The sequence below is a fragment of the Nonomuraea sp. NPDC003560 genome (assembly GCF_042878785.1).
Taxonomy (GTDB): Bacteria; Actinomycetota; Actinomycetes; order Streptosporangiales; family Streptosporangiaceae; genus Nonomuraea.
Genome location: NZ_JBIAOF010000025.1, coordinates 49,663 through 58,865 on the forward strand (window position 1 = coordinate 49,663; position 9,203 = coordinate 58,865).

Consider the following 9,203-nt stretch of genomic DNA (forward strand, 5'->3'; position numbering starts at 1 on the left):
AGTCCTCTTGACAGCCGTGACCTTCCACCGCCGCTACCGGCTTCCCGCGGACCGGATGACCGTCGCCGGCGTCGCCGTCCTGGCCGTCCTGGTGACGGTGGCGATCCTGGCGCCGGTCGTGGCGCCGCACGACCCGCTCGCCATCGACTTCCCGGCCGCGTTGAGCGGCCCGAGCGCCGATCACCTGCTCGGGGCCGACCAGTCCGGCCGCGACATCCTGTCCCGCCTGATCCACGGCGCGCGGGCGGGGCTGCTCGGCCCGCTCCTGGTGGTGACCCTGTCGACGGTGGCGGGCACCCTGCTCGGCGTCCTGGCCGCCTGGACCGGCGGTCTGCTCGACGCCGTCCTGTCCCGCGCCATGGACTTCGTCTTCGCCTTTCCCGCGCTGCTGCTGGCGATCACGCTGGTGGCCATGTTCGGCCCCGGCCTGACCGCGCCCGTCGTGGCGATGAGCATCGCCTACACCCCCTACGTCGGACGGCTGGCGCGCGGCGTCGCCCTGCGCGAGATGTCCCGCCCCTACATCCACGCCTACCGGGTGCAGGGCTGGTCCGGGTGGGTCATCTGCCTGAGACACCTGGTCCCCAATGTCGTCCCGCTGATCCTCGCCCAGTCGGCGATCAACTTCGGCTACGCGCTCATGGACCTCGCGGCGCTGTCCTTCCTCGGGTTCGGCACGCAACCGCCCGTCCCCGATTGGGGCGCCATGATCAACGAAGGGGCCTCCGCCCTGCTCCAGGGCGCCATGCTGCCCGCGCTGGCCCCCGGCGCGGCCGTCGTGATCACGGTGGTGGCCTTCAGCGTCGTCGGCGAGGGCATCGCCGACCGGGTCTCCGGGAGGGAGCGCTGATGCTCCAGATCGACGATCTGACCGTACGGCTGGCGCCCGGCCAGGCGGCCCGGCCCATCCTGGACGCGGTGTCGCTGCGCGTCGCCCAGGGCGAGGCCGTCGGGCTCGTCGGCGAGTCCGGGTCGGGCAAGTCCGTCACCTGCCGGGCCGTGCTCGGCCTGCTGCCCGGGCGGACCGCCGTGAGCGGGCGCGTCCTGGTCGACGGCCAGGACGTGCTGGCGCAGACCGCCGCGGGGCTGCGTGACCTGCGCCGCCGCCGAGTGGCGATGATCTTCCAGGATCCGCGGGCGTCGATCAATCCCGTCCGGCGGATCGGCGACTTCGTGACCGAGGGACTGCGGGCGGGCGGGCTGCCGTACCGGCAGGCCCTCGATCGGGCGGAGGGGCTGCTGGAGGCGGTGGGCATCGAGGACCCGAAAGCCGCGCTGCGCCGTCACCCGCACGAGTTCTCCGGCGGGATGCTGCAACGGGTGATGATCGCCGGGGCGCTGGCCGCGGAGCCCGACCTGCTGCTCGCCGACGAGCCGACGACCGCCCTGGACGTCACGACGCAGGCGGAGGTCATCGCGATCCTGTCCCACCTCAGGACCGCGCGCGGGATGGGCATGCTGTTCGTCACCCACGACCTGGAGCTGGCCGCGGCCATCTGCGACCGCATCTACGTGATGTACGCGGGCCGGATCGTCGAGGAGCAGGCCACCGGCGAGCTCTTCGCCCGGCCCCGGCACCCGTACACGGCCGGGCTGCTGGCGGCCACGCCCCGGCTGGAGTCGCACGAGCCGCCGCACGGCGTGCCCGGCAGGCCGTTGTCGCTGGCCGAGTCCCCGGCCGGGTGCGCCTTCGAGGCCCGCTGCGGTCTGGCCGTCGAGCGATGCCGGGAGCAACGGCCCGACCTGGAGATCCTGGAACGCGCGCGGGTGGCGTGCCTGAGAGCTGGAGAGCCGGTCCATGACTGAGAACGTGCTGGAGGTCGAGGGGCTGCGCAAGGCGTACGGCCACAAGGCGGCCGTGGACGGCGTCTCCTTCTCGCTGCGGGCCGGCGGCTCGCTCGCCGTGGTGGGCGAGTCGGGCTCGGGCAAGACGACGACCGCGCGGATGCTCGTCGGCCTGGAGATCCCGGACGCCGGGCGGATCAGCGTCGAGGGCCGGAACCGCTCGCGCGCCCCGCGGGGCCGCCGGGCCAGGCTGTCGCGGGCGCGCGAGATCCAGATGGTCTTCCAGGACCCCTACCTCTCCCTGGATCCGCGGATCAGCGTGAGCGAATGCGTGGAGGAGCCGCTACGGCTGCATTTCGCCCTGGACAAGCAGGCCCGGCGGGCCCGGCGGGAGGAGCTGCTGGAGCGCGTCGGGCTCGGCGAGCGTGAGGCCGCCGTACGGCCCAGGCGCTTGTCCGGCGGCCAGCGCCAGCGGGTCGCCATCGCCCGCGCGCTGGCCACCGCGCCGAAGGTGCTGATCCTGGACGAGGCCACCTCGGCGCTCGACGTGTCCATCCAGGCGCAGATCCTCGACCTGCTGGCGCGCATCCGCCGCGACCTCGACATCGCCTACCTGTTCATCACCCACGACCTGGCCCTGGTCCGGCACGCGGCCGACGACATCGTCGTGCTCCACCGCGGCAGGGTCGTCGAGGCCGGGCCGACCGCGCAGGTCCTGGCCGCCCCCCAGCATCCCTACACCCGCCTGCTGCTGCACTCCGTGCCGCGGCCGGGCTGGGATCCCGCCCAGATCGCCGCCGACCGGCGCGCCCTTCAGGAGATCATGTGAGTGAGCTCGCACACCTGTCCGCCACGCAAGCCCTGAAGCTGTTCAGGACCCGGGCCCTGTCGCCCGTCGAGCTCATGACCGCGGTCATCGAGCGGGCCGAGGCCGTCGAGCCGCGGGTCAACGCGCTCAGCGAGACGATGTTCGACGAGGCGCTCGACCAGGCCAGGAAGGCCGAGCGCGCCTACCTCGGCAACGGGTCGCCGCGACCGCTCGAAGGGCTGCCCGTCGCCACCAAGGACGAGCAGCCGATCGCGGGAATGCGCGCCAGCGACGGTTCCCTGGCCTACGCCGGCCACGTCGCCGACACCACCCATCCGGTCGTCGAACGGGTCGTCGCCGCCGGCGGGATCGTCCATGCCCGCACCACCACGCCGGAGTTCTGCTGCGCCGCCTACACGCACTCCCGGCTGTGGGGCCTCACCCGTAACCCCTGGAACCTGGACTACTCGCCCGGCGGTTCCTCCGGCGGCGCGGGCGCGGCCCTGGCGTCGGGGACGGCGACGCTCGCCACGGGGTCCGACATCGGCGGCTCGATCCGGCTGCCCGCCGCGGCCACCGGCACGGTCGGATACAAGCCGCCTTACGGGCGGGTGCCCGCGATGTCGCCGTACAACCTGGACCACTACTGCCATGACGGGCCGATGGCCCGTACCGTCGCCGACTGCGCGCTCCTGCAGAACGTCATCGTCGGGCCGCACCCGGCCGACGTCGTCTCCATCCGCCCCGCCGCGCACCTCCCCGAACGCCTCGGCGACGTCGCGGGATTGCGCATCGCCTATTCCCCCGACCTGGGGAACTGGGAGATCGAGCCGGACGTCGCGGCCAACACCCGCGCGGTCGCCGACGCGCTGGCCGCGGCCGGCGCCATCGTGGAGCAGGTGGAGGTGCCGTTGCGGCGCGCCGACGTCATGCGCGCGGCCTTCATCCACTTCGGCGCCATCTTCGGCCCCATGGTCGCCGGCGTGGCGGAGACGCACCGCGACGAGCTCACGCCCTACGCCCTCGCCTTCGCCGAGGACTCGCGCGCCGCGCTGGCGCGGGACGGCTTCCTGGCCGGGCTGGAGCTGGAGGGCCGCATCTACGCCGTGATCGGCGACCTGCTCGACCGGTACGACGCGCTGATCTGCCCCACCGCGGGCACCGCCGCGCTGCCCGCGGGCGAGGACTACGTGGACACCAAGCTGACGGTCAACGGGGTCCAGCTCGACCACTACCTGGAGTACTCGCTGACGACCGTCTTCAACATCGCCAGCCGCTGCCCCGTGCTCAACGTCCCGTCCGGTCTCGCGTCGAACGGCGTGCCGACGGGGGCGCAGATCGTCGGCCGCAGCTACGACGACGCGACGGTCTTCCACATCGGCGCCGCCGTCGAACGCGTCCTGCCGTGGCCCACCCGCCCGCAGCTCTGAGGAGACCTACATGACTTTTGCCGACAAAACTGCCGACATCGTGTTCCTCAACGGCCGGGTGCGTCCCATGGCCGGCGCTCCCAGCCGTGCGGTGGCCGTACGCGACGGGCGGATCCTGGCGCTCGGCGAGGTCGAGGAGGTGCGCGACCTGGCCGGCCCGCGGACCGAGATCGTCGATCTGGCCGGCCGCACCCTGCTTCCCGGGTTCCAGGACGCCCACGTGCACCCGGTGCTGGCCGGGCTCTCCATGACCCGGTGCGACCTGCACGAGGCGCGGGACGCCGCCGACGCCCTCGCCGTCGTCCGCGCGTACGCCGCGGCCAATCCCGAGGTGCGCTGGATCTCCGGCGGCGGCTGGTCCATGGAATGGTTCCCCGGCGGCACGCCGAGCCGGATCGCCCTCGACGAGGTCGTCCCCGACCGGCCGGTCTACCTGACCAACAGGGACGGGCACGGCGCATGGGTCAACACCGAGGCCCTGCGGCTGTGCGGCGTCCACGACGGAACCCCCGACCCGAACGACGGGCGCATCGAGCGCGAACCCGACGGAACCCCTCAAGGAACCCTGCACGAGGGCGCCGCCGCGCTCGTGGGCAGGCACGTGCCCGAGCCCACGGACGAGGACCTGCTCCGCGGCCTCCAGGCCGGCCAGCGACGCCTGCACCAGGCCGGAGTGACGGCATGGCAGGACGCGATGGTCGGCCCGGAGGTCCAGCGCGCCTACGAGGCCGCCGCCGACGCCTCGATACTCACCGGGCGCGTGGTCGGCGCCCTGTGGTGGGATCGAGACCGGGGCGAGGAGCAGATCCCCGAACTGCTCGCCCGCCGTACCACCACCGGACGGTTCAGAGCCACCAGCGTGAAGATCATGCAGGACGGCGTGGCGGAGAACTACACCGCCGCCATGACCTCCCCCTACCTGGACGGCTGTGGATGCCGGACCGGCAACAGCGGCATCAGCTTCGTCGGGCCCGAGGACCTGCGCGCCTACGTCACCCGGCTGGACGCCGTCGGGGTCCAGGTCCACGTGCACGCCGTCGGCGACCGGGCCGCCAGGGAGGCGCTGGACGCGTTCGAGGCGGCGCTCAAGGTCAACGGGCGCAAGGGCAACCGGCATCACATCGCCCATCTCCAGGTCGTCCATCCCGACGACGTGCCGCGGTTCGCGGCCCTGGAGGTCACCGCCAACATCCAGCCGTTGTGGGCGGCGCACGAGCCGCAGATGGACGAGCTGACCATTCCCTTCCTCGGCGACCGGCGCGCCGCCTGGCAGTACCCCTTCGGCGACCTCCTGCGCTCGGGCGCCGCCCTCGCCGCGGGCAGCGACTGGCCGGTCAGCAGCCCGGACCCGTTCCTCGGCATCCACGTCGCCGTCAACCGGATGCTCCCCGACGGATCGGGGCGGCCGTTCCTGCCCGCGCAGCGCCTCCCGGTGGCGGCGGCCCTGTCGGCGTACACGATCGGCACCGCCCGGCTCAACCACCTCGACACCAGGACCGGGACCATCGAGCCCGGCAAGCTCGCCGACCTCATCGTCACCGACGCCGACCCGTTCGCCGTACCCCCCGGTGACCTGGGCGGCATCACCGTCCTCGCCACCTACGTGGAGGGACGACAGGTGCACACGCATCCGTCCTTCTGACCGCTCGCCACCGGCGGAACCGGCTCCGTCCTCTCCGCCCGTCGCGGCGGAAGGGGCGGCGGCCGCGTTCGTTCAACACGGGTCCGCCGAGCAAGAACGCGTGGTCGAAGAGGCCTGGCCAGTCGCCGTGACGTCCACCGGCGTGGCCGAGGCGATCCAGCACCAGTTCGTCCACGGACCCTCGGTCGGCCGGCTCAGCCTGGACCGATGTCACTTGAGGGCACGGCGGCGTACCCCGATCTCGCGCAATTACCGCCTTTGGTGCGGCGGGCGGTCGAGGTCGCGCGGCGGGCGGGCTTCGGGACGTCCTGCCGTCCCGAGCAGGGACGGTTGCTGCTGGCCCTGGCCGCCGGGGCCGAGATGATCGGCGAGACCGGGACGGGGTGCGGGGTGGGGCTCGCCTGGCTGGCGTCAGGGCGCGGCCCGGGACCCGGTTGGTCAGCGTCGAACGGGACGCGGTCTCGGCGGCCCTGGCCGCCGAGGTGTTCTTCGATCAGCCACAGGTGTCGGTCGTCCATGGCGACTGGCGGGAGATCCACCGGGACGCGCCGTACGACCTGCTCGTCCTCGACGGAGGCGGCCAGGGCAAGCACGGCGAGCCGCCCGCCGACCCGCACCGGCTGCTCAGGCCCGGCGGCACGCTGGTCATCGACGACCTGACCCCGGCCCGGCACTGGCCGCCCCGGTTCGACGGGAGCGTCGACCGGACCCGGATGCACTGGATCGACCACCCCGGCATGGACACGGCGGAACTGCGGCTCGCACCCGACCTGGCCGCGCTGGTGGCCACCCGCCGCTTCGCCGAGGCACCCGACCGGGAACGTTGATCTGCGCCCGGGCGGCGGTGCGGTTCTCAGCGAGGAGGGGTTCGCGCCGGCAGAGCGAGCGGCGGCGCGCCGGCCGACCGGTCGACGGCACGCCAGGCGTTCGTGGTGCAGTGCACCTCTCCTCCGCCTCTGTGCGCCCATGCGTAGTCCTCCACCCAGCGCACCCTCACGCCCTGCGCGGCCAGCGCCTGCTCGGTGGCCCGCCGGAACACGTCCGCGCCGCCCACCCGCGGCCCGTGCGGGTCGGGCGCCGCGAACTCGCGCGCGTTCACCGACAGCCCGTTGGGGATGCCGGGCGTGTAGGCGCGCAGCAGCGACGTCCCCTCGTGCCTGGAGAACAGGACCGGCAGCCGGACCAGCTCGTCCGCGCGCAGCCCGGTCGCGGCGAGCACGACGGCGAGCTGCCGGTCGATGTGCGCGGCGGCTTCCTCGTCAGCGGCGAGCGCCTCGCCGTCGGCGAGGTACTCCCTGATCGTCGGCACGTTCTCCGCGGCGGTGCCCGCCTGCAGCGGCGTGTCAGCGTCCGGCACCCGCCGCAGCAGCCGTACGGCGAGCCGCGGGTCGGCCACCATGAGCGTCCAGCCCCGCTCGTTGTCGGCCCGGACGACGTGCAGCGTCTCGTCCACGTGGCCGACCAGCAGCCAGGACGTGTCGACCACGACCGGCGGCTGGTAGCCCTCCCCGGTCAGCAGCTTGACGAACGCCGGGTCCGGCTTCATGGTCGGGCCCGAGCCGTACAACATCCGCCCGTACGGATAGCCGCGGTACGGCGGGAACGACTCGATGTTGCCGGTCGCGCTGCGCAGGTCGGTGATCGGATCGCGGGCGGCGCCGGTGAGTTCCTGCACCACCGCGACGCCCGGCCCCCGCAGGTCCCGGAACAGCAACCGGCCGAGCGGGCGCATCGTCAGCCGCCCGCCCACGTCCAGCGTGCCGGCCGAGCGGGCCATCACCCGCATGGTCCGCGGCCCGTCCGGCCCCGGCACGCTCGCCGTCATCGGCTCGAAGACGTCCTGCCACCACACGTCCCGCCACGACTGCGCGGTGCCGGCCGTGAAGGTCAGGCCGCCCTGCCGTACGGCGTGCCGCAACGAACCGGCGAAGCGTGACCAGCCGTCCGGGAAGCCGGGCGTCAGCGGGGGCATGCCGCCGGGCCAGCCGGGCCCCTTGCCAGGACGGCCGGCGAACACCCGGGTGACGGGCTGCAGGTCGTTCTGCAGCAGCAGGGGCGCCTCCCTCAGCTGGACCCGGTCGGTCCCGCTCCGGCCGCGGTCGGTCACGGTCACCGTCACGGTGGCCCTGCCGTCCCAGCGCGCGGCGTCGCGGACCACGTCGCGTCCTTCGAGGGCGAGCTCCATGCCGGAGCGCAGTTCGGCCGCCGTCAGCCGGCCCTCGCCCTCGGGGACGAGGGGGCGGTGGCGGTCGCCGTCCCGGACGAACACCCGGACGGCGTCCGTGTCGACGCCGAGCCGTCCGGTGGCCTGATCGCTGAGGCCGCGCATCGGCAGCAGCCGCATCGGCGCCAGGTCGAGGGCGTCTGCCGGGCCGTTCACGCGCGAGTCGGCGGCGTCGTTGCAGGCGGCCAGCCTGCGGTCCACCTCGATGTCCAGCGTGTCCAGATCGGCGGGATCGACCTCGCAGCGCAGCTCGCTGTCGTCGAGGTTCGGCAGGAAGAGCGCGCCGCGCCGCTCGGTCCAGCCGTCCTTTCCCACCTCGTCGCCGGGGCCCACCCGGCCGTCCCTGTCGGTGTCGGCCCGCAGATCCGGGCGCGGCGCGGCGCCGGCGTCGTTCGGCGCCGCGCCCGCGGGCGCGGCGCCGAACAGCACCAGCCCGGCCATCCCCGCCGCCAGCAGTCCTCTCATCCCGCACCCTCCCCGGTATTTATCCCACCTGCGATAAATCGAATGTATCACAGGTGGGATACGATGAAGGGGTGCCCAAGATCGTCGATGCCGACCTGCGCCGCCGCGACATCGTCGAGGCGGTCTTCCGGCTGGTCATCCGCGACGGCGTGCAGAGCGCCTCGCTGCGCAAGGTGGCCGACGAGGCGGGGCTCAACGTCGGCTCCGTCCGGCACTACTTCGACAGCCACGAGGACCTGCTGCGCTGCGCCGCGCAGAGCGTCGTCGATCGCATCTCGGCCCGCATCGAGGCGCACGTCGCCCGGCTCGACGGCGTGGCGGACCGGCGTCCCGTCGTCGAGGACATGCTCGCCGAACTGCTCCCCCTCGACGAGCGACGGCGTGACGAGTGCACGATCGCGTTCGCCTTCGTCTGCGAGTCGCGCTGGAACCCCGAGCTGCGCCCGCTCGCCGAGCAGGTGCTGACGGGACCCAGGCGGCTGGTCCGGCGCGTCGCGGACGCCGCCGGGATCGAGGACCGCGACGATCACGTCGAACGGCTGTGCGCGCTGATCGACGGGCTCGCCTTCAAGGGCGCCTTCGCCCCGGCCATCGACGACCCCGGCGCCCATCTGCGACTGGTCCGCGAACAGCTCGACCACATGTACGCCTCCCGCTGAGCGGCGACCCGGCCCGGTACCCGGGCCGGTCGCTCACGCGGCTGGGACGTCTCCACGACCCGCTTGCCCGATTCATGACGATGTCATGTGCAGCGGGTGATCACGTCTCTGGTTCGTGTCGCGCCTGACCAGCAGGGTTGTTGTCAGTCGATCTGAAGGAGACGTCATGACTTCCCTGCGCTGGAGAACC

At 73.4% G+C, this 9,203-nt stretch carries 8 protein-coding genes; 7 read left to right on the forward strand and 1 reads right to left on the reverse strand.

Features of this window, described 5'->3' with window-relative positions; genetic code table 11:
- Positions 1 to 16: 16 nt before the first annotated feature.
- From ACFYUV_RS50655 to ACFYUV_RS50680, 6 genes are all read left to right on the forward strand, one after another.
- Positions 17 to 850, forward strand: a complete 834-nt coding sequence (locus ACFYUV_RS50655) for an ABC transporter permease (protein ID WP_387683211.1) — start codon at positions 17 to 19, stop codon at positions 848 to 850.
- Positions 850 to 1,806: an ABC transporter ATP-binding protein gene (locus ACFYUV_RS50660; RefSeq protein ID WP_387683197.1), complete on the forward strand. Its 957-nt coding sequence runs from the start codon at positions 850 to 852 to the stop codon at positions 1,804 to 1,806. The genes ACFYUV_RS50655 and ACFYUV_RS50660 overlap by 1 nt, the downstream gene beginning before the upstream one ends.
- Positions 1,799 to 2,614, forward strand: a complete 816-nt coding sequence (locus ACFYUV_RS50665) for an ABC transporter ATP-binding protein (RefSeq protein ID WP_387683199.1) — start codon at positions 1,799 to 1,801, stop codon at positions 2,612 to 2,614. Before ACFYUV_RS50660 ends, ACFYUV_RS50665 begins: the two co-directional genes overlap by 8 nt.
- Positions 2,611 to 4,023, forward strand: a complete 1,413-nt coding sequence (locus ACFYUV_RS50670; RefSeq protein WP_387683201.1) for an amidase — start codon at positions 2,611 to 2,613, stop codon at positions 4,021 to 4,023. Before ACFYUV_RS50665 ends, ACFYUV_RS50670 begins: the two co-directional genes overlap by 4 nt.
- Positions 4,024 to 4,033: 10 nt before the next feature.
- Positions 4,034 to 5,665 (forward strand): amidohydrolase, encoded by a 1,632-nt coding sequence (locus ACFYUV_RS50675; protein ID WP_387683203.1) that lies wholly within the window; start codon positions 4,034 to 4,036, stop codon positions 5,663 to 5,665.
- A gap of 434 nt (positions 5,666 to 6,099) precedes the next feature.
- Positions 6,100 to 6,492 carry a hypothetical protein gene (locus ACFYUV_RS50680; RefSeq protein ID WP_387683205.1) on the forward strand — a complete coding sequence of 131 codons (393 nt, stop codon included), beginning with the start codon at positions 6,100 to 6,102 and terminating at the stop codon, positions 6,490 to 6,492.
- Positions 6,493 to 6,518: 26 nt separating this feature from the next.
- On the opposite strand, the gene ACFYUV_RS50685 is transcribed toward ACFYUV_RS50680, so the two are convergent.
- Positions 6,519 to 8,354, reverse strand: a complete 1,836-nt coding sequence (locus ACFYUV_RS50685; RefSeq protein ID WP_387683207.1) for a protein-arginine deiminase family protein — start codon at positions 8,352 to 8,354, stop codon at positions 6,519 to 6,521.
- Between the two features lie 71 nt (positions 8,355 to 8,425).
- Here ACFYUV_RS50685 and ACFYUV_RS50690 point away from each other — a divergent pair, with 71 nt between their 5' ends.
- The gene (locus ACFYUV_RS50690) at positions 8,426 to 9,013 is read left to right on the forward strand and encodes a TetR/AcrR family transcriptional regulator (RefSeq protein ID WP_387683209.1); all 588 of its coding nucleotides are present in this window, start codon (positions 8,426 to 8,428) and stop codon (positions 9,011 to 9,013) included.
- Positions 9,014 to 9,203: the final 190 nt, after the last annotated feature.

Bases quoted from the DNA above. Each gene is read 5' to 3' on its own strand.
- ACFYUV_RS50660 (WP_387683197.1), top strand. From the start codon at position 850: ATGCTCCAGATCGACGATCTGACCGTACGGCTGGCGCCCGGCCAGGCG.
- ACFYUV_RS50665 (WP_387683199.1), top strand. From the start codon at position 1,799: ATGACTGAGAACGTGCTGGAGGTCGAGGGGCTGCGCAAGGCGTACGGC.
- ACFYUV_RS50675 (WP_387683203.1), top strand. From the start codon at position 4,034: ATGACTTTTGCCGACAAAACTGCCGACATCGTGTTCCTCAACGGCCGG.
- ACFYUV_RS50685 (WP_387683207.1), bottom strand. From the start codon at position 8,354: ATGAGAGGACTGCTGGCGGCGGGGATGGCCGGGCTGGTGCTGTTCGGC.